This is a genomic window from Pseudorhodoferax sp., assembly GCF_047601025.1.
GTDB lineage: Bacteria > Pseudomonadota > Gammaproteobacteria > Burkholderiales > Burkholderiaceae_C > Pseudorhodoferax.
In genome coordinates this window covers 5,257,459-5,276,701 of the sequence record NZ_JASGJZ010000001.1, presented here as the reverse complement: position 1 = coordinate 5,276,701, position 19,243 = coordinate 5,257,459, and the positions used below count along the sequence as shown (strand labels likewise).

Genomic DNA, 19,243 nt, shown 5'->3' with positions numbered 1-19,243 from the left:
CCGCCACCTGGAGACTGCGGTACGCAGGCCGGGGAGGCCTACATCAGCATGGTGTTGCGGATCAGGCCGACCGCCAGGCCCTCGATCTCGAACGGTTCGCCGGGCTGCACGACGATGGTCGGATAGTCCGGGTTCTCGGGATGCAGTTCGATGCCGTCTTCGGTGCGCTTGTAGCGCTTGACGGTCACGTCGTCGCCCAGCCGCGCGACGACGATCTGGCCGTTCTTGGCGTCCCGGGTGGCGCGCACGGCCAGCAGGTCGCCGTCCATGATGCCGGCGTCGCGCATGGACATGCCACGTACGCGCAGCAGGTAGTCGGGCTTGTGCTGGAACAGGCTGCTCTCGACGTAGTAGGTCTGGTCCACATGCTCCTGCGCGAGGATGGGCGAGCCGGCGGCCACGCGGCCGACCAGTGGCAATGCGAGCTGGGCCAGTTCCTGCAGCGGCAGGGTGAATTGCTTGGCGCGGCGCTCGTTGACCGAACGCAGCATGTCGCCGCGCAGCCGGATGCCGCGCGAGGTGCCGCTGACGAGCTCGATGACGCCCTTGCGGGCCAACGCCTGCAGATGTTCCTCGGCGGCGTTGGCCGACTTGAAGCCGAGCTCGGCCGCGATCTCGGCGCGCGTCGGTGGCGCCCCGGTGTTGGCGATGGCAGACTGGATCAGCTCCAGAATCTGCTGCTGGCGGGCTGTGAGCTTGACGGGCGATGCGGTGGCGGAAGCGTCTGGCATGGCAGTTCCTTGGGCTGGAAGGTCTGTTGAAATTTCCAGTATCTGTATTTTTAATCAGCTTTTTTGTTTATGCAAGCTTCCGATGCGAATGCGCCGCAGCTGGTGGTCCTGGGGACGGGCGGCACCATCGCCGGCCTCTCGTCGCGGCCCGGGGACAACCTGGGCTACCGCGCGGCCCAGGTGGACGTGGCGCACCTGCTGGCCGGCGTGCCGGCGCCCGCGGGCACGGTGGTGGTGGCCGAGCAGGTCGCGCAACTCGACAGCAAGGACATGGATGGCGACACCTGGGGCCGGCTGGCCCGGTGTTGCGCGGATTGGCTGGCACGGCCGCGGGTTTTGGGCATCGTGGTCGCGCACGGCACCGACACGCTGGAGGAGACGGCGTACTTCCTGCAGTGCGTGCTGGCGCCGGTCAGGCCGGTGGTGCTGACCTGCGCGATGCGGCCGGCCGACGCGCCGATGCCGGACGGTCCGCAGAACCTGCGCGACGCGCTGGCCGTGGCCGCGACCGCCGGCGCGCGCGGCGTGACGGCCGTGTGCGCCGGTGTCGTCCATGCCGCGGCGGACGTGCGCAAGCTGCACGGCTACCGGCTCGACGCCTTCGGCTCCGGCGATGCGGGGCCGCTGGGCTACGTGGAGGAGGGTCGGCTGCGCCGGCTGCGCGACTGGCCGGTGGCGCAGGGAGCTTGCGATGTGGCGCGGCTGCCGGCCGAGGGCGCGCCCTGGCCGCGTGTCGAGATCGTGACCAGCTATGCCGGCGCCAGCGGCGCCATCGTGGATGCGCTGGTGCGCGACGGCGTGCAGGGGCTGGTGGTCGCCGCGACCGGCAACGGCACCGTGCACCGGGCGCTGAACGACGCGCTGGAACGCGCGCGATCGGCCGGTGTGCGCGTGCTGCGCGCCAGCCGCTGCGACCAGGGTCGTGTCATGGGGCCGCAGGAAGGCGCGCTGCCAGGCGCGGATGCGCTGTCGCCGGTCAAGGCGCGCATCCGGCTGGTGCTGGAACTGCTGGGCGGCTGATCAGGCCGACAGGGCGGCCAGCGCGCGGGCGGTGATCTCCTCCACGCTGCCGGTGCCGTCGATCTTGCGGTAGCGCGGCGCGCTGGCCGGATCATTCTTGGCCCACTGGGTGTAGTAGTCGATCAGCGGACGCGTCTGCGCGCTGTAGACGTCCAGGCGCTTGGTCACCGTGGCCTCGCTGTCGTCCTCGCGCTGCACCAGCGGCTCGCCCGTCACGTCGTCGCGTCCTTCGACCTTGGGCGGGTTGAACTTGACGTGGTAGACGCGGCCGGAAGCCGGGTGCGAGCGGCGCCCGCTCATGCGTTCGACGATGGCGTCGAACGGCACGTCGATCTCCAGCACGTAGTCGAGCTTGACGCCGGCGGCCTTCATCGCGTCGGCCTGCGGGATCGTGCGCGGGAAGCCGTCGAACAGGAAGCCGTTGGCGCAGTCCGGCTGCGCGATGCGCTCCTTGACGAGGCCGATGATGATGTCGTCGCCGACCAGGGCGCCGGAATCCATGACCGACTTGGCCTGCAGGCCCAGCGGCGTGCCGGCCTTGACGGCGGCGCGCAGCATGTCACCCGTGGAAATCTGGGGAATCCCGAACTGTTTGCAGATGAATGTGGCTTGCGTGCCTTTGCCGGCGCCGGGTGCGCCCAACAGAATCAGTCTCATGGAAGTCCTCGGAATGCTTGTATGTCAGCGGCAGCGCTGACGGCGCGCAGGCCGTCGCAAGTGCTTCTGGCGGCAAAGGATAGCATGCAGGCTTGGGCGCCTGCGCGCGCCGCAATAGTTCGTCAAAACAGCTGGCGCACCCGCTCCAGGTCCTGTGCGGTGTCCACGCCGGGGCCGGGCGCATGGTCGGTCACGTGCACCGCGATGCGGTGGCCGTGCCACATGGCGCGCAGCTGCTCCAGCGCCTCGGTCTGCTCGATCGGCGCCGGCGGCAGGCCCGGAAAGCGGCGCAGGAAGCCGGCGCGGTAGCCGTAGATGCCGACGTGGCGCAGCGGCGCCGGCGCGACGGGCAGCGACGGCACGCCGCCGGCGTTGCCGTCGCGCCACCATGGGATCGGCGCGCGGCTGAAATACAGCGCGTAGCCCTGTGTATCGCAGACCACCTTCACCACATTGGGATTGCGCAGGTCGTCCACGCTGTCGATTGCATGGGCCGCGGTGCTCATGCTGGCCGCGGGTGCGGCGTGCAGCAGGCCGGCCACGGCGTCGATCAGCGGCGGATCGATCAGCGGCTCGTCGCCCTGCACGTTGACGACGAGGTCCTCGCCGTCCAGGCCGAGCAGCGCGCAGGCCTCGGCCAGCCGGTCGCTGCCGGAGGCGTGGTCGTCGCGCGTCAGGATGGCTTCGACGCCGTGGGCGGCGCAGGCCTCCAGGATCTGCGGGCTGTCGCAGGCGACGACGGTGCGCCGGGCCTGCGACTTCAACGCCCGCTGCGCCACGCGCACGACCATCGGCGCATCGCCGAGCGCGGCCAGCGGCTTGTTCGGCAGCCGCGTGGAGGCCAGCCGCGCCGGGATCAGGACGGTGAACGGCGCCATCAGAGTTCCAGTTCTTCGTCGCTGAGCGTGCGGGCCTCGGTCTCCAGCAGGATCGGGATGCCGTCGCGGATCGGATAGGCCAGCCGGGCGCTGCGCGAGACCAGTTCCTGGCGCTCGCGGTCGTACTGCAGGGGGCCTTTGGTCACGGGGCAGACCAGCAGTTCGAGGAGCTTGCTGTCCATGGGCGGAGGAGGTCGGAGAGTCGAAAGCGGCTATGGTACCCGCGGGCCTGCGGGACGCAGCGCGTGCAGCCGGGCGTCGATCGCCTGCAGCGCCGCGGCGTCGAGCGCCACCTCCAGCGGCACGGCCCAGGCCTGCGGATGCCGGGCCCAGAGCTTGACCGCGTCCTTGGTCGTGCACAGCCACAGTGCCGGCGCGCCGGCCGGCGGTTGCCAGCGCTCGAAATCATGGTGGTCCGGCAGCGGCAGTTCCTGGATCCGGCGCAGGCCGGCCGCGCGCAGCATCGCGAAGAAGCGCTCGGGATGCGCGATGCCGGCCAGCGCCAGCACCGGCGTGTCGGCCAGGTCGGCCAGCGCCAGCCGCGCGCCGTCCGCCCGCTGCGTGCTGGCGGCCAGGCGCCGGCGTGCCCGCGCGCCGGCGAAGGCCGGATGCTCGCCCGTGTGCAGCACCAAGTCGGCCGGCCGCGGCCAGGGCTCGCGCAGCGGGCCGGCCGGCAGCAGCCAGCCGTTGCCGGTGCCGCGGTCGTCGAACACGCAGATCTCCAGGTCGCGTGCCAGCGCCAGATGCTGCAGGCCGTCGTCGCAGACCAGTAGTTCCGTCGCTGGGTGGCGCGCCAGCAGGGCCAGGCCGGCCTCGGCCCGGCGCGCGGCCACGAACACCGGCACCCGGCAGCTGCGCTGGATCAGCGCCGGCTCGTCGCCGACTTCCTGCGCGGGGCTGTCCGGCAGCACTTCGCGGCAGTCCGTGGTGCTGCGGCCGTAGCCGCGCGAGAGCACGCCGACGCGCCAGCCCTGCGCGCGCAGGTGCTCGACGAGGGCGATGGTCACCGGCGTCTTGCCCGATCCTCCCGCCACCACGTTGCCGACCACCAGCACCGGCACCGGCAGCCGCGTGCCGGACAGCCAGCCGCGCCGGTACAGCCAGCGGCGCAGCCCGGAGACGGCGCCGTAGAGCAGGGACAGCGGCCACAGTGGCCAGGCCAGCCGGCGCGACTGCCACAGCCGCGGGACCAGGTCGGACAGCCAGCCGCGCACGGCGCTCGCGACCGGCGGTCAGGTGCCCGACGCCGAACGCTGCGTCGCGAACGTGAGCTGCTGCAGCCCGGCGCGGCGTGCGGCGTCCATGGCCGTCACCACGGCCTGGTGCGGCGTGCTGGCGTCGGCGCTCACGACGATCACCGCGTCCCGTGCGCCTTCGGCCGCCGTGCGCAGCGCAGCGGCCAGGGCGTCCACGTTGCGCGTGTCCATCGGCCGCCGGTCCACGGCGTAGCGCCCGTCGGCCGCGATCGCCAGCACGATCTCGCGCGGCCGCTCGCGCTGCGGCTCGGCATTGGCCAGCGGCAGGCGGATCTGCAGCTCGGCGTACTTGCTGTAGGTCGTGGACAGCATCAGGAAGATCAGCACGACCAGCAGCACGTCGATGAACGGGATCAGGTTGATCTCCGGCTCTTCCCGGACGCGGCGGCGGAAGTTCATGTCAGTGTTCCACGGCGCCGGCGCGCCACCTGCAGGGCATGCAACCGGGCCGCGAGCAGCGGTTCGAACGGCCGCGGAGCCGGTTATGCCAGCGGACGCCGTGGACGGGCCTTGCCCGGCCGCAGGCGTCGCCCTCTTTGAGGGTGGCGAAGCGCGCAGCGCGGAGACTGGGGGTGTTCATTTCAACCGGCGCGGCGCAGGCCGTTCAGGTGCCGCGCGAATTGGTCCGAGGCCAGTTCCATCTGCAGCAGGTAGTCGTCGACCCGGGCGCGGAAGTAGCGCCAGAAGATCAGCGAGGGAATCGCCACCATGAGCCCGAACGCGGTATTGTACAGCGCCACCGAGATGCCGTGCGCCAGCTGCGCCGGATCACCCGAGGCGCCGCCGGCCGCGCCCGGCTGCGCGGCGAAGATCTCGATCATGCCGATCACGGTGCCCAGCAGGCCCAGCAATGGCGCGGCCGAGGCAATGGTGGCCAGCGCCGTCAGGTACTTCTCCAGCCGGTGCGCGACCGCGCGGCCGGCCGCTTCGATGGTCGCGCGCAGGTCGCTCTCGGTGCAGCGGGGGTCGGCGTTCAGCGCGCGCAGCCCGCTGGCCAGCACCTCGCCCAGCGCCGAGCTCTGCGCCAGGCGGGCGACGATGCCGGGGTCGGGCACCGTGCGCTGCGACACGGTGATCGCCTCGTCCAGCAGTTGGGGCGGCACGATCCTGCGCGGGGTCAGGTTGACGAAGCGTTCGATGATCAGCGCCAGCGCCAGGATCGAGCAGGCGATCAGCGGCCAGATCGGCCATCCGGCGGCTTGTATGATCGAAAACAACAGTAGTTCCCCTCTGGCAATGGATCGCGCTGCGGATTATGGCCCAGCGTTTATTCGCTTGGCTTTCGCCCGAATCGCCAGCAGCCGGCACCATCTTCCGCCTTGGTTCCACGCTCCACCTTCCTCACAGAAGTTGTGGATAACTTTGTGGAGAAAGCGCTTTGAAACGGCTGGCGTCCAGGATTGGCGCGGTTCCGTGACAGTTCGATGAAGAATTGAGCAGGAAAAAGACGATTGAAATCAATGTTCTTCGACATACATGCTGGCGCTGCGAGCCGCATGGCGGCTGATCGTCCCGCGGGCGGGTGTGCTGTGGAGTATTCGATTCCTGCATGCCGTGGCGCGAACCGGCGTGGGGATTGCGCGCGATGCTGACGGCCGCTCCGGCGCCCTCCGTCTGGGAGGTCGGCGCGCTGTGCCGCGCGGTGGCCGGCGTGCTGGAGCGCCAGTTCAACCCGGTGGCTGTGCGCGGCGAGGTGTCGGGCTTTTCGCGCGCCGCCAGCGGGCACTGCTACTTCCAGCTCAAGGATGCGCAGGGCCAGCTGCGCTGCGCGATGTTCCGGCGCGCGGCGGCGCTGCTGGACTTCTCGCCGCGCGACGGCGACCAGGTGGAGGTGCGCGGGCGGCTGGCCGTGTACGAGCCGCGCGGCGACCTGCAGCTGGTGGTCGAGAGCCTGCAGCGCGCCGGGCAGGGGGCGCTGTTCGAGCAGTTCCTGCGCCTGAAGGCGCGGCTGGAGGCCGAGAGCCTGTTCGATCCCGCGCGCAAGCGCCCGCTGCCGCTGCTGCCGCGCGGCATCGGCCTGGTCACGTCGCCCGGGGCGGCGGCGCTGCACGACGTGGCGACGGCGCTGCGGCGCCGGCTGCCGCACGTGCCGGTGCTGCTGGCGCCGGCGCTGGTGCAGGGCGCCGAGGCGCCGGTCGACCTGGTGCGGGCGCTGGAGCGGCTGTACGCCGTGGCGCGCGCGGGCGACGCGGCCATGCCGCTGGACCTGATCCTGCTCGTGCGCGGCGGCGGCGCCATCGAGGACCTGTGGGCCTTCAACGACGAGGCGCTGGCACGGTGCATCGCGCGCAGCCCGGTGCCGCTGGTCAGCGGCGTGGGCCACGAGACCGACTTCACCATCGCCGACTTCGTGGCCGACCTGCGCGCGCCCACGCCCACGGCCGCGGCCGAGCTGGCGGCGCAGCCGCGCGAGGTGTGGCTGGGGGCGCTGGAGCGCATGGCCGACCGGCTGCGCGATGCGGCCGGCCGCCAGCTCGATGCGCGGGCGCAGCGGCTGGACCAGGCCGCCGCCCGGCTCGGCAGGCCATCGCAGGCCGCCGGCCGCCAGCGGCTCGCGCTGGAGCGGCTGGCGCAGCAGCTGCAGCACGGCCTGCGCACGCAACTGGCGCAGCAGCACCATGCACTGGCGCTGCGGCAGCCGCGGCTGGCGCAGGCGCTGCAGCTGCGCGTGCAGCGTGCGCACGAACAGCTGGCGCATGCCCAGCGCGTGCTGGAGCTGCTGGACCCGCGCGTGGCGCTGCAGCGCGGCTATGCCTGGCTGAGCGACGCGCGCGGCCAGGCCATCTCCAGCGTGGCGCAGCTGCAGCCGGACGATGCGGTACGCGCCGTTCTGGCCGACGGTGAGGCCGATCTGCGGGTGCTGCAGCGACGTCGCGTTTAATTCCTACAATGCCGCGTCGCCGCTGGCGCCATCATGGTTTCTTTCACCCCACGAGGACAAAACAATGGAACACAAGCTGCCCCCCCTGCCGTATCCCATCGACTCCCTGGCCCCCCACTACTCCCAGGAGACGCTGGAGTATCACCACGGCAAGCACCACAACGCCTACGTCGTCAACCTGAACAACCTGCAGAAGGGCACGGAGTTCGAGAACATGGCGCTGGAGGAGATCGTCAAGAAATCCAGCGGCGGCATCTACAACAACGCGGCCCAGATCTGGAACCACACCTTCTTCTGGAACTGCATGAAGCCCAATGGCGGCGGCGAGCCCTCGGGCAAGCTGCTGGAGGCGATCAACGCCAAGTGGGGCAGCTACGCCGCGTTCAAGGAAGCCTTCGTGAAGTCCGCCGTGGGCAACTTCGGCTCGGGCTGGACCTGGCTGGTCAAGAAGGCCGACGGCAGCGTGGACATCGTCAACACCGGCGCCGCCGGCACGCCGCTGACCACCGCCGACAAGGCGCTGCTGACGGTCGACGTCTGGGAGCACGCCTACTACATCGACTACCGCAACCTGCGGCCCAAGTTCGTCGAGACCTTCCTCGACAAGCTGGTCAACTGGCAGTTCGCCGAAGCCAACTACGCCTGATCGCGCGCCGCATCCGGCGCAGCACGCCCCGCCTCGCGCGGGGCGTTTTCGTTCCGGGCGGTGCCGCGTCAGCGCTCCGGCTGGAACGGCGGACCCGCCAGCCGCGTGCCCGCCTTGATGCCCTTCTTCGAGAACCAGCCCTGGTTCATCTCCAGCACGAAGCGCACCGGCCGGGTGGAGCAGTGCGATGCAGTGGTCTGCGGCTGCATGTCCACCAGGTTCACGATGGTGCCTTCGTCGTCGACGAAGGCCGCCGTCAGCGGCAGCGGCGTGTTCTTCATCCAGAAGCACTGCACGGCCGGTTCCTCGAACGCGAACAGCATGCCTTCGTGCTGCGGCATCTGCCGGCGGTACATCAGGCCGATCTGGCGCTGCAGCGGGGTCGCGGCCACCTGCGCGTCGATCCGGTACATGCCGGTGGCGAGCTGGGTGCGCGGCAGGTCGAGCTGCGGCTCCTCCTGGGCCGCGGCGGCGCCGGCGAAGGCGATGGAGAGCAGGGCAGCGAGAAGGCGGAACGCGCGCATGGGAAACCGGTCGTCGGAGCAGCGGAAGCCGCCATTGTCCACGCGACGGCACCCTTAGAATCGCGCCGCCTTTTTTCGCCGGCCAGCTCCTGCCCGCGCCGCGCCCCTCTGCCTCCACCGCTCCCCGGAACCGTCGCCGCCATGCCCTACCAGCACATCCAGCCGCCCGTCCAGGGCCGCAAGATCACCGTCAACGCCGACCATTCGCTGAACGTGCCCGACGAGCCCGTCATCCCGTTCATCGAGGGCGACGGCGTCGGCGTGGACGTCACGCCGGTCATGCGGCAGGTGGTGGACGCCGCCGTCGAGCGCGCCTACGGCGGCGGGCGCCGCATCCGCTGGATGGAGGTCTTCGCCGGCCGCAAGGCCACCCGCGTCTACGGTCCGGACGTCTGGCTGCCCGAGGAGACCGTGGCCGCCGTGCGCGACCACGTGGTCTCGATCAAGGGGCCGCTGGACACGCCGGTCGGCGGCGGCATCCGCTCGCTGAACGTCACGCTGCGCCAGGCGCTGGACCTGTACGTCTGCCTGCGCCCGGTGCGCCACTTCGCCGGCGTGCCGTCGCCGCTGCGCGAGCCGGAGAAGACCGACATGGTCATCTTCCGCGAGAACTCCGAGGACATCTACGCCGGCATCGAGTTCCCGGCCGGTTCCGAGCAGGCGGCGCGGCTGATCGACTTCCTGACGCGCGAGCTGGGCGTGCACGGCATCCGCTTTCCGGCGACCTCGGGCCTGGGCATCAAGCCGGTCTCGCGCGAGGGCACGGAGCGGCTGGTGCGCAAGGCCGTCCAGTACGCGATCGACCACGACCGCCCCAGCGTGACCCTGGTGCACAAGGGCAACATCATGAAGTTCACCGAGGGCGCGTTCCGCGACTGGGGCTACGCGCTGGTGCAGCGGGAATTCGGCGCCGAGCCGATCGACGGCGGCCCGTGGTGCCGCCTGGCGAACCCGCGCACGGGCCGGCCGATCGTGGTCAAGGACGCGCTCACCGACGCCTTCCTGCAGCAGATCCTGATGCGCCCGGCCGAGTACGGCGTGATCGCCACGCTGAACCTGAACGGCGACTACCTGTCCGACGCCGCGGCCGCGCAGGTCGGCGGCCTCGGCATCGCGCCCGGCGCCAACCTGTCGGACACCGTGGCCATGTTCGAGGCCACGCACGGCACCGCGCCCAAGTACGCCGGCAAGGACTACGTGAACCCCGGCTCGCTGATCCTGTCGGCCGAGATGATGCTGCGCCACCTGGGCTGGAAGGAGGCCGCGGACCTGCTCATCCGCGCCATGGAAGGCGCCATCCGCTCCAAGCGCGTGACCTACGACTTCGCCCGGCTGATGGAGGGTGCGACCCAGGTGAGCTGCTCCGGCTTCGGGCAGGCGACGGTCGCGGCGATGGACGAGTGATCCGTCGGGCCTCGCGCCGGCGGCGGGCGCCGCTGCGCAGCGGCGCCCCCGGCACGGGTCATGGCCCGGTGGTCAGGTCTTCCAGCAGGGTGTCGGCCAGGGCTTCCTCGGCGATGGCCCGCCCGTGCCGGCGCATGGCGGGGGCCAGCGCTGCATCCCAGCGCGCCTCGGCGTCAGGGCCAGCCAGGGCCAGGCCCGATGCGGTGGCTTGGTGCGCGGCGGCTTCGTAGCGGGCCGAGTCCATGCGCCAGGGCGTCGCGCCGGCGTACGTCAGCAAGTGGTTGACGATGCGCACGCCCGCCCAGTCGAAGTCGGCGTGGCAGCGCAGATGGGCGCCGGCGCGGCCGAGCTGCTCCAGCAGGCTGCGCTGGGCCGCCGCCGGCATGCCGTCGGTGCAGACCAGTGGGGCGCCGTGCGTGCCGAGCCGCTCCGCGGCGATGGCCAGCAGGTTGGGGTTCTCGCACACGAAGACCGGGCGGCCGGCCACGGGCCAGTCCGGCCGCTGGCGCAGCAGCCAGCGCAGCGACAGGTAGGCCGGTTCCCCGCAGAGCCAGGGCGCGGCGTCCAGGTGGCGCGGCACGGGCAGGTTCAGCACCAGCACCGGGCGCGCGAGTTCGTTGACCAGCACGCCGGCGCGGGCCCAGACGTCGCGGATACGCTCTTCCTGGGGCGGGGTGTCCGGCTCGGCGGCCAGAGCATCCGCTGACGCCTCGCCATGCCGCCAGGCCGCCAGCACCAGGGTGGCTGTCGGCCGCCCCGCATCGAGGGCGTGGGCATCGCCCAGGGCCAGCGCGGCCAGCTGCGAACGGGGCAGGCCCGCGGCCGGCAGCCGGGCCAGCACGGCGCCGGCCTGCGTCAGGAGGTCTTCCGCCGCCACCGGGTCCTGCCGGGCCAGGCGCTTGAGCAGGCCGAGGCCGGTGGCGGCCTGCAGCCAGGCGCCGAGGCGCGGGTCGCGGCCCGGTCGCGTCTGCACCGCCGCCCAGGCGGCCTGCGCGGCGGCGCGTTCGGCGGTGGCATCGGCGATGGGACCGTCCAGGCGCTCCAGCGCCGCGCGCAGCGAGTCCGCGAGGCCGGCGGCCTGCAGCCGGGCCTGGAGGTCGGCCAGGTCCAGCCGCAGCGAGCGCGCCGGCCTGGCCGGGCGCCCGCTCAGCAGTGCCAGCGCTTCCTGCTCGTGGGCTTGCAGCCGGTCGAGCAGCAGCCTGCCGCCGTCCGTGCCGCCGCGCTCGTAGTGGCGCCGCAGCCGCTGGCGCAGCGCCGCCAGCGCCGGGCCGCCCAGCAGGCGCTGCAGCCGCGGGTCAGGCGCCGTCGCCATGCCCGGATGCGGAGGGCGGGAAGCGTCGGTCCGGGTCGTCCTCGCGGCGGCGCGCGCGGCCGTCCCAGACCCAGCGCGAGACGTGCACCGCGTCCACGCCCTCGCGGCGCTGCAGCTGCGCGATCGCCACGCCGGGCAGTTCGGCCGAGCAGGCCCATTCGCGCTCGCTGGTGATGACGAAGTCCAGGTCGAACTCGCGCACCAGCGCCCAGCAATGGGCGCGCGCGCCGTCGTCGATGCCGGCGAAGGCCTCGTCCAGCAGCACCAGCCGCGGCGCCTGCGCGCTGCCGGCCTGGCTGTAGAAGCTGGAGACGGCGGCGAACAGCGGCACCGTCAGGCCCAGCGCGCGCTCGCCGCTGGAGGCGGGGCCGGACAGCGGGCGCCACTGCCCGTCCTGCCAGCGCTGCACGCGGAAGCGGTGCCAGCGGCGGTAGTCCAGCGCGCGGGCCAGTTGTTCCTGCAGGCTGCCGCCTTGCTCCACGTCTGCCCGGCTGCGCTCGGCCGCGATGCGCTGCTGCAGCATCTCGCCGACCACGCGACGGTCCTGCGCGGTCCACAGGTCGGCGCTGGTGTTGAGCAGGCGCTGGCGCGCGGCGTCCAGGCCCACGGGCGCGCCATCGGCCCCTTCGGGCAGCGTCTCCCACTTCAGCCGGAAGCGCACGCCGGTGGAGGTGGGCCGCTTGTGCAGTTCCTCGTTGACGGCGTTCACCTGGGCGTCGGCGTCGCGCAGCAGTTTCTGCACCGCGGCGGCGATCTCGGCCTCCAGGTGGTTTTCCAGCACCTCGCGCTCGCCGGCGGTCAGCAGCTCGCGGCGCTGCGCGATCTCGCCGGCCAGCCGCAGGCCGAGCTGGTCGGGCCGCTCGGGCCGGTTCTGATAGACGATGTGCACCACCAGGCCGTAGTCGCTGGTCTCGGCCTGGGCCTGGTGGCTGAGCGCGGCCAGCGCGCGGCCGAGCTCGGTGTAGTCCTGCGAGACCAGCGACTGCACGCGGCTCCAGGCCTCGTCGTCGTCCTTCACGGCCGCGAGTGCCTGTTCGGCGCGGCGGGCGAGCGTCAGCGCGGGTTCGATGGTCCACGGCACGCCCAGCGGCGGCACCTCGGCATCGGGCATCGCCGTGGCCAGCAGCCCGGTGGCGGCGAAGCCCTGCAGCTGCGCCACGGCGTGCTGGCGCGCGGCAGCGCGCTCGTCCAGCGTGGCGGCGGCGTCGTGGCTGCGCTGCTCGGCCTTGGCGCGGGTTTCGCCGGCGACGCGGCGCGCTTCGTTGTGCAGGCGCTGCTGCGCCTCGCCGTCCTGCACCGCGGCGCGTGCCTCGGCCAGGCGGTGGCGCACGGCCTCGACTTCCGCGCCGATCGACTCGCGCAGCGTCTGCCACTGGATGCGCGCTTCGTTGGCCAGCAAGCTGCGTTCGGCCGCCTGCTCGGCGGCCTGGCGAGCCGCATCCTCGGCTTCCTGCTCGCGTTCCAGCTGCTGCCGGTGTTCGGCCATGGCGTCGCGCAGGTCGCGGGCCGCGTTCGCCAGCGCGTGCACCAGGTCGCCGAAGGCTTGCAGAGACCCGGCGACGGCCTGCAGCGCCGCGCGCGTGGCGGGCAGGGCCATGTCGGCGGCGTCGCGCGCCAGGGTCTGCCGCGCCTGCTCCCAGGCGTCGGCCGCGTCGCGCCAGCGGCGCTCGGCGTGGTCCAGCCGCTGGCGCGCGGCTTCGTACTCCCGCGCGCAGGCAGCGGCCTGCGCATGGGCGCTGCGCAGCGCGTCGTCGCTCGGGGCGTCCTGCCATTCCTGCGCGGCCTGCCGCCGGTCGCCGTCCAGCCGCGCCAGCGCCAGCTGCAGCGCGGCGCCCTCGGCGACCAGTTCGGCCAGGCGCTCGGCGATCTGCGCCAGCCGCCGCGTCCGGGCGGCGGCGCGCGCGGCGTAGCCGATGAATTCGGCGCGCGGCTTGGCCCAGGCGCCGGCCAGCGCGCCCAGGCGGAAGCGCCCGTCCGGCGCCAGCCAGGCCTCGGCCCCGGGGTCATCCTGCAGGCCGCAGGCCACGCCTTCGAGCAGGCGCTGCACCTGCTCGGGGGCGACGGCGGCCGTGGCCTCGGGCGCGGCCTGCAGCCAGCCGGCCAGTGGCGCGGCCTGCGGCGGCCGCGCCAGCCACTGCGCATCGTGCGGCAGCGGCGTGCCGTCGGCGCCGAGCAGCGCGCCCTCGGGCGTGACCCAGGCGTCCAGCAGGCCGGCGGCCTGCAGCGCGGCTTCCAGGCCGGCGCGCTCGGCGTCGGCGACCTGCGGCTGGAAGTCGACCAGCTGCCACAGTGGCGCGCCGGCGCGGCCGCTGCGCGCGGCCTCGGCGCGCCAGTGCGGCGCGGGCGGCTGAGCGTCCTCGCCGCGCTCCAGGCGCGCGCGTTCGGCCAGCAGCGCCTGCTGTTCCTCCTCCAGCACCGCTTGCCGCGCATCCAGCGCGGCCTGGCGCTGCGCCAGCCGCTGGGCGGCGGCCTGCTGGGCCTGCGCCAGCGCGGCGCGCGCCGGGTTCTCGCCGTCGAGGCTGCGGCTCCACAGGGCCAGGCCGTCCAGCACGGCAGCGGCGTCGTCCGGCCGCAGCTGGCGCAGCCCGTCCAGGTGGTTCTGCCAGGCGTCCAGCAGCGCTTGCGCCTGCTGCGCCACGGCGTCGTCGGCCGCGGCGCGGCGCTCGGCGGCGTCGTCGGCCTGGTCGCGGCACAGGTCGTGCTGTTCCTGCGCGTGCGCATGCACGTCGGCCGCGCGCTCGGCGGCGTCGCAGCGTTGCAGCAGCAGGTCGACCTGCTCGCGGCGTGCGCCGGCGGCGCGGCGCAGCGCCTGCCGCGCCGTTTCCAGGGCCAGCGGCTCCAGCGTGCCGGCTTCGGCGCCGGCCAGTGGGCTGGCGGCCAGCGCGTCGGCCAGGCCGGCGCCGGCGGCGCCTTGCGCGGCGTCGCCGCGCTGCGCGGCCAGCACGCGCCCGGCCTGCTCGGCACGCTCGGCGCGTAGCCGGCTGGCCTGCCGTTCGCGGGCCAGGCGGTGCTCGGCCTCGCGCCGCGCCTGCTCGGCGCGGGCGGCGTCGTCCGCGCGGCGGCGGGTGTCGCGCTCGGCGGCCTCGAGCTGCCGCGCGCTGGCCATCGCGGGATCGTTCTGCAGCGCTTCCAGGCGCATGCGCGCGGCGGCCAGCGCAGCCTCGGCTGCGCCCAGCTGCGCGATGGCGGCGGCTTCGGCGGCCTGGGCCTGCTGCAGCGCCTGGCGGCTGTCGTTGACCTCGCGGCTGGCACTGTCGAAGCCGGTCTGCGCGCTGCGCAGCGCACGCGCCTGCCGGCGCGCCTGGGTGGCGGCATAGCGCTGGTAGCGCTGGCTGAACTGGCCGATGGCGCGCTCCAGCGCCTCGTACTCGGCCAGTTCGCGGCGGTAGGCCTCCAACTGGTTCAGCGCCTCGGCGACGTCGGCCAGCAGGTCGATGGGCAGCGGCGGCAGCGCTTCGGTCAGCGCCTGCGACAGGCTGGATTCGTCCGGCTTCTTCGACAGCTGCGGCTGGCGCAGCTGGATCAGCGTGTCCATCAGCGCGGCGTAGCGCGTGGGGCCGAGGTGGAACAGCCGCTCGTCGACGGCGCGGCGGTACTCGGTGGCGTTCGGAAAGAGCTGGCCGCCCAGCGGCTCCAGCGCGTCGCGCAGGCGTTCGCGCGTGAGCACCACGCGGGTCGGGCCGATCAGCCACAGGTCCTGCCCGACGCGGCCGTGCTCCATCAGGAAGAACCAGCTGTCGACCGACGCGCGCGCGGCCGCCGCCGCGAGGCCGCAGCCCAGCGTCAGGTAGTGCGGTGTGCCGTCGCCGTCGACGCGGCCGAACTCGATCCAGGCGTAGCCGGTGCGGCGTTCGTGGCGGCCCAGCAGCAGGTTCCAGGCCATCTTCTTGGCCGGGTCGCCGTCGGGCTCGATGCGCGAGGACTTGAGGTTGGCATCGAGCAGGAAGGGCAGCGTCAGCGACAGCACCTTGGACTTGCCGGTGCCGTTGTTGCCGCGCAGCAGCAGGTGGCCGTCGCGGAACCAGAATTCCTCGCTGTCGTAGTGGAACAGCTCGACCAGGCCCAGGCGCAGCGGTTGCCAGCGCGCCAGGGCGGGTTCGGGCAGGTGGGGGCGGGGGGGCTGGGACATGTCGGGTCAGAACAGCGTGTCCTGTGTGGGCGGGGCGGCCGCGGCGCGGATCTCGGCATCCCCCAGCGCGAAGCGGGCCAGCGCCGGCAGCGGCTGCACCCGGCCATCGACCAGCGCGACCAGGCGCAGCTGCGCCAGCCGTTCCAGCGCGGTGCGGGCCAGCTCGTGCTCGGTGCCGGACTCGCGCGCGGACTTGCGCCAGTAGCTGCCGAAGCGCTGGCGGGCCTCGGCCAGGAAGGCGGCGACGTCGGCCGGCGTGCTGGCCGGCGGCGATGCACCCGCGCGGCTCCGGCCGGCCAGGAACTCGGCCACCAGCAGCGTGGCATGGGCTTCCGTGCCTTCGGCCGGCATGGCCACGTCGGTCAGCGCGCCGTCCTCGTCGACCAGGGCCAGGCCCTCGGCGCGCTGCTCGGCGGCCAGGCCGGTGGCCTCGCACAGGCGCAGGGCCATCGTGCCGCGCTGGTTGGCGAAGTAGGCGCGCTGGGCGTCGTCGAGCGTATCCAGATAGAGCACCGGATCGTCCAGCAGCCGGCGCGCGAGCTGGTGGCGCAGCGCGGTGCGCAGGCCTTCGTCGCTGTCGGGCACGTGTTCGGCGACCAGCGACGCGAGGCGTTCGTCCAGCGTCACCGGCATTTGCCCGGCCGGCCAGGTGGACGGGCCGCGCATGGCGGCCAGCATGCCGGCCAGCACGCGGCGCTGCACGTCGTACAGCGCGTCCGCGCCGTCGCCGCCGGCCGCGGCCTCGCGCACGAAGCCTTCTTCGTCGCCGGCCACGCGCTGCAGCACGCCCAACGCCAGCAGCGTGCGGCACACGGCCACCAGCTCGCGCCGCTCGTGCGCGGCCGTCAGGGTGAAGGCGAAGCCGCGCGACTGCAGCGCCGGTTCGGCCGCCAGCGCCAGCAGCCGGTCGCCCAGCAGGCGCAGCGTGATCTGCGCCTCGGCGCGCTCGAGCACCGCGCAGGCCAGGCACAGCAGCACGTAGCGGCGGCGCTCGTAGCCGGGCAGGCCGCGGGTGGCGTCGTCCAGGTCGGCCGGGCGCTTGTACAGCCGGGCGCAGTCGCGCTCGATGTGCAACGGCCAGCCGGCCTCGCGCGCGAACCAGGTGCGCAGTTCGTCGGCATGGCGGCGCACGGCGGTGAAGTCCTCGTGCGCCGGCGTCATCAGCGGCGTCATCAGCAGCGCGCGCAGCGCCTGGCGGCGCTCGTCGTCGCGGTGGTGCTGCTGCTGGCGGGCGATCTGGCGGGTATCGGTCATGCGTCCTCGTCCACCAGGGCGATGGTCAGCAGGTGGTCGCGGCCGGCGAGCCTGCCGGCCGGTGTGCAGATCTCGGCCCGGCTGCCGGCGGCCAGGGGCTGCAGCCGGATGCGCAGCAGGCCGTCGCCGCTGAGCCGCTCGACCGGCGTCCCGGGGCCGGCCTGCGCGGCCAGCGCTTCGCCGAGCAGTGACAGGAACAGGCCGAAGGCGTGCGGGTCGAGTTCGCCCAGTTCGGACAGCTTCACCGGCCGGCCCGTGGCCAGGCGCCGGCGCGCGGCCTCGATCTGCGCGTGCTCTTCCTGCAGCTGCGCGGCCAGCAGCCGGCGCGCCTCGTCGCGCACCTGCACCTGCGGCAGCGCGCCGCGCGGCGCGGCTTCGCCGTACATGCGCAGGCGCGGGTGGATGCACAGCGGTGGCGCCTCAGCCCAGGGCGTGCTGGCCGGCAGGTCCTCGGCGCCCGGCTGCAGCGCCGGGTTCAGCGCGAAGTGGCGCGCGGGCTGCAGCGCGAAGGCCGCGCGCGCCAGCCGGTGCGTCTGCGCATCGTCGGTGCAGGCGGCGAACCAGTGGGCCAGCACCCGGAAGTCGGCCGAGCGGTCGCTGCGTCCGCTGCGGCGTTCGTTCAGCGCGGCGATGGCGGACAGCAGCTGCGGAATCGCGGCGCGCGCCTTGGCGCGCAGCAGTTCGGCCTGCGGCGGGTCGTGGCGGTCGGCGACGAACCAGCGGCGCAGGCCGCGCCAGCGCTCGCGCCAGGCCAGCAGGCCGCGTGTCTGCACGTCGCGCTGTTCGTCCTCGTCGCCGGGCGCCGCGTCGCGTGCCTCGCGCTGCACGGCCAGCCACAGCAGCGTCTCGATGCGTGGCGCCAGTGCCAGGATGCGCTGCGCGATGCCGCCGGAGCGGCCGACCAGGTCGCCGATGAAACGTTCCAGGTAGTCGATCAGCCGGCGCTTGTAGGCGACGACGGCCTGCGCATCGGCCTGCTGCAGCTCCACGCTGCGCGCGATGCCGGCCATGAAGGCCTGGGCGTTGTCGGCCAGGCTTTCGAACACGCGCACCAGGTCGCGCAGCGTGGCGTGCACCTTGGCGGCGTCGGGCGCGTCCTCGGCGGCCAGCGCCTGCAGGGCTTCGAGCCGGTGCGCGATGTCCTCCAGCGCCACGGTCTGCAGCTCGGCGCGGCGCGAGAGGGTGCGCGCAAAGGTCTCCAGCGCCGTCTCTACCGCTTCGCCGCCCTGCGACAGCCGGTACAGGAACTTGGCACGGTAGAAGTCGGCGATGCTGGCCACGCGCGTGGTGTCGGGCTGCGATTCGAGGTTGCCCCAGTCGGTGAGCTGGTTCAGCGCGAGCTGCAGTTCCTCCAGCCGCGGCGCGGCGGGCAGCGCCTGCCAGCGACCTTCGGCCAGCACCTCGTCGGGCCGCAGATGCAGGCGGAACTGGCGCTTGGCGGCCGCGAAGACGTCCATCACCGCGCGGTACAGCACGGCCTTCTCGGCGCTGACGTGGCGAAACAACTCGGCCTGGGCGCCGGAAGGACGGCCGGCCTGCGCCATCCCCGGGCTCACTCGGCGCGGATGTTGCCGGCCTGCACGACCCGGCTCCACTTGGCCACTTCGTCGGCGACGAAGCGCGCCGCATCGGCCGGCGTGCCGGGCACCGCGGTGTTGCCGGTGGCGGCGAAGCGCTCGCGCACCTCGGGCAGCGCCAGGATGTGCTGCACCTCGCGGTTCAGCCGCTCGGCCACGGCCGCGGGCAGCCCGGCGGGGCCGGCCAGCCCGGTCCAGGACTGGGCGACGACGCCCGGCTGGCCGGCCTCGGCCATGGTCGGCAGCTCGGGCAGCAGGTCGTTGCGCTCCGGGCTGGTCACGGCCAGGCCGCGCAGCTTGCCGCCCCGCACCTGGGCGCCGGCGGCCGTGGCGTTGACGAACAGCAGGTCCACCTGGCCGCCGATCAGGTCGGTGATGGCCGGCGCGTCGCCCTTGTACGGCACGGCGTTGAAGTCGATGCCGGCGGCCTGCTTGAGCAGTTCCATCGACATGTGGCCCGACGAGCCGATGCCGGTCAGCGCGAAGTTGATCGACTTCGGCCTGGCCTTGGACATGGCCACCACGTCGGCCACGCTCGCGCCCTTGAACGCCGGCGAGGCCAGCAGCACGTTGCCGGCGCGCGTGATCATCGCGACGTGGGTGAAGTCCTTGCGCGCGTCGTACTTCACGTTCGGATTCACCAGCTGGTTGATGGCGTGCGTGCCGGGCCCGGTGACGACCAGCGTGTAGCCGTCGGCCGCCGCCCGCGCCACCTGCTCGGAGCCCAGCGAGCCGTTGACGCCGGGCCGGTTCTCCACGATGACCGGCTGGCCCAGCCGCCGCGCCAGTTGGTCGCCGATCAGCCGGCCGATCACGTCGGTCTGCCCGCCCGGCGGGAAGGGCACGACCACGGTGATCGGCTTGCCGGGGTAGGGCGCCTGGGCCAATGCCGCGGGGGCGCAGCCCGCGGCCAGCAGCAGCGCCAGCGCGCTGCGGCGCTGGGGGAACGACGGTCGGTGCATCGGATGTCTCCT

General features: G+C 73.4%; 17 protein-coding genes. 4 read left to right on the top strand and 13 right to left on the bottom strand.

Annotated elements, in window-relative coordinates; all coding sequences use genetic code 11:
- Positions 1-38: 38 nt before the first annotated feature.
- Positions 39-731, bottom strand: coding sequence for a transcriptional repressor LexA (gene lexA, locus QM782_RS24315; protein ID WP_415205435.1), 693 nt, complete (start codon positions 729-731; stop codon positions 39-41).
- Positions 732-800: 69 nt separating this feature from the next.
- Between lexA and QM782_RS24310 the strand changes: the two genes are divergently transcribed.
- Positions 801-1,751 (top strand): asparaginase, encoded by a 951-nt coding sequence (locus tag QM782_RS24310; protein WP_415205434.1) that lies wholly within the window; start codon positions 801-803, stop codon positions 1,749-1,751.
- On the opposite strand, the gene adk is transcribed toward QM782_RS24310, so the two are convergent.
- From adk to QM782_RS24280, 6 genes are all read right to left on the bottom strand, one after another.
- Positions 1,752-2,408, bottom strand: a complete 657-nt coding sequence (gene adk / locus QM782_RS24305; protein WP_415205433.1) for an adenylate kinase — start codon at positions 2,406-2,408, stop codon at positions 1,752-1,754. It lies immediately after the preceding gene.
- Between the two features lie 122 nt (positions 2,409-2,530).
- On the bottom strand, positions 2,531-3,286 hold the full coding sequence (gene kdsB, locus QM782_RS24300) for a 3-deoxy-manno-octulosonate cytidylyltransferase (RefSeq protein ID WP_415205432.1): 756 nt from the start codon (positions 3,284-3,286) through the stop codon (positions 2,531-2,533).
- Positions 3,286-3,468 (bottom strand): Trm112 family protein, encoded by a 183-nt coding sequence (locus tag QM782_RS24295; RefSeq protein ID WP_415205431.1) that lies wholly within the window; start codon positions 3,466-3,468, stop codon positions 3,286-3,288. The genes kdsB and QM782_RS24295 overlap by 1 nt, the downstream gene beginning before the upstream one ends.
- A 30-nt stretch (positions 3,469-3,498) precedes the next feature.
- Positions 3,499-4,500 carry a tetraacyldisaccharide 4'-kinase gene (gene lpxK / locus QM782_RS24290; RefSeq protein WP_415205430.1) on the bottom strand — a complete coding sequence of 334 codons (1,002 nt, stop codon included), beginning with the start codon at positions 4,498-4,500 and terminating at the stop codon, positions 3,499-3,501.
- 18 nt (positions 4,501-4,518) lie between these two features.
- Positions 4,519-4,941 (bottom strand): ExbD/TolR family protein, encoded by a 423-nt coding sequence (locus QM782_RS24285; RefSeq protein WP_415205429.1) that lies wholly within the window; start codon positions 4,939-4,941, stop codon positions 4,519-4,521.
- A gap of 182 nt (positions 4,942-5,123) precedes the next feature.
- Positions 5,124-5,759 carry a MotA/TolQ/ExbB proton channel family protein gene (locus QM782_RS24280; protein ID WP_415205428.1) on the bottom strand — a complete coding sequence of 212 codons (636 nt, stop codon included), beginning with the start codon at positions 5,757-5,759 and terminating at the stop codon, positions 5,124-5,126.
- A 368-nt stretch (positions 5,760-6,127) separates the two neighbouring features.
- Here QM782_RS24280 and xseA point away from each other — a divergent pair, with 368 nt between their 5' ends.
- Positions 6,128-7,423 carry an exodeoxyribonuclease VII large subunit gene (gene xseA / locus QM782_RS24275; RefSeq protein WP_415205427.1) on the top strand — a complete coding sequence of 432 codons (1,296 nt, stop codon included), beginning with the start codon at positions 6,128-6,130 and terminating at the stop codon, positions 7,421-7,423.
- A gap of 64 nt (positions 7,424-7,487) precedes the next feature.
- Positions 7,488-8,069 carry a superoxide dismutase gene (locus QM782_RS24270; RefSeq protein ID WP_415205426.1) on the top strand — a complete coding sequence of 194 codons (582 nt, stop codon included), beginning with the start codon at positions 7,488-7,490 and terminating at the stop codon, positions 8,067-8,069.
- 68 nt (positions 8,070-8,137) lie between these two features.
- On the opposite strand, the gene QM782_RS24265 is transcribed toward QM782_RS24270, so the two are convergent.
- Positions 8,138-8,593, bottom strand: a complete 456-nt coding sequence (locus QM782_RS24265; protein WP_415205425.1) for a DUF192 domain-containing protein — start codon at positions 8,591-8,593, stop codon at positions 8,138-8,140.
- A gap of 141 nt (positions 8,594-8,734) precedes the next feature.
- Here QM782_RS24265 and icd point away from each other — a divergent pair, with 141 nt between their 5' ends.
- Positions 8,735-9,997, top strand: a complete 1,263-nt coding sequence (gene icd / locus QM782_RS24260; protein ID WP_415205424.1) for an NADP-dependent isocitrate dehydrogenase — start codon at positions 8,735-8,737, stop codon at positions 9,995-9,997.
- A gap of 58 nt (positions 9,998-10,055) precedes the next feature.
- Here the strand turns inward: icd and QM782_RS24255 are convergent, their stop codons facing one another.
- From QM782_RS24255 to QM782_RS24235, 5 genes are all read right to left on the bottom strand, one after another.
- Positions 10,056-11,309: a TIGR02679 family protein gene (locus QM782_RS24255; protein WP_415205423.1), complete on the bottom strand. Its 1,254-nt coding sequence runs from the start codon at positions 11,307-11,309 to the stop codon at positions 10,056-10,058.
- On the bottom strand, positions 11,293-15,438 hold the full coding sequence (locus tag QM782_RS24250; RefSeq protein ID WP_415205422.1) for a TIGR02680 family protein: 4,146 nt from the start codon (positions 15,436-15,438) through the stop codon (positions 11,293-11,295). The genes QM782_RS24255 and QM782_RS24250 overlap by 17 nt, the downstream gene beginning before the upstream one ends.
- Before the next feature lie 6 nt (positions 15,439-15,444).
- Complete coding sequence (locus QM782_RS24245; RefSeq protein ID WP_415205421.1) at positions 15,445-16,692, bottom strand: TIGR02678 family protein; 1,248 nt, start codon at positions 16,690-16,692, stop codon at positions 15,445-15,447.
- Positions 16,689-18,149 carry a TIGR02677 family protein gene (locus QM782_RS24240; protein WP_415205714.1) on the bottom strand — a complete coding sequence of 487 codons (1,461 nt, stop codon included), beginning with the start codon at positions 18,147-18,149 and terminating at the stop codon, positions 16,689-16,691. Before QM782_RS24240 ends, QM782_RS24245 begins: the two co-directional genes overlap by 4 nt.
- 95 nt (positions 18,150-18,244) lie before the next feature.
- Positions 18,245-19,231, bottom strand: coding sequence for a Bug family tripartite tricarboxylate transporter substrate binding protein (locus QM782_RS24235; RefSeq protein ID WP_415205420.1), 987 nt, complete (start codon positions 19,229-19,231; stop codon positions 18,245-18,247).
- Between the last annotated feature and the right edge of the window lie 12 nt (positions 19,232-19,243).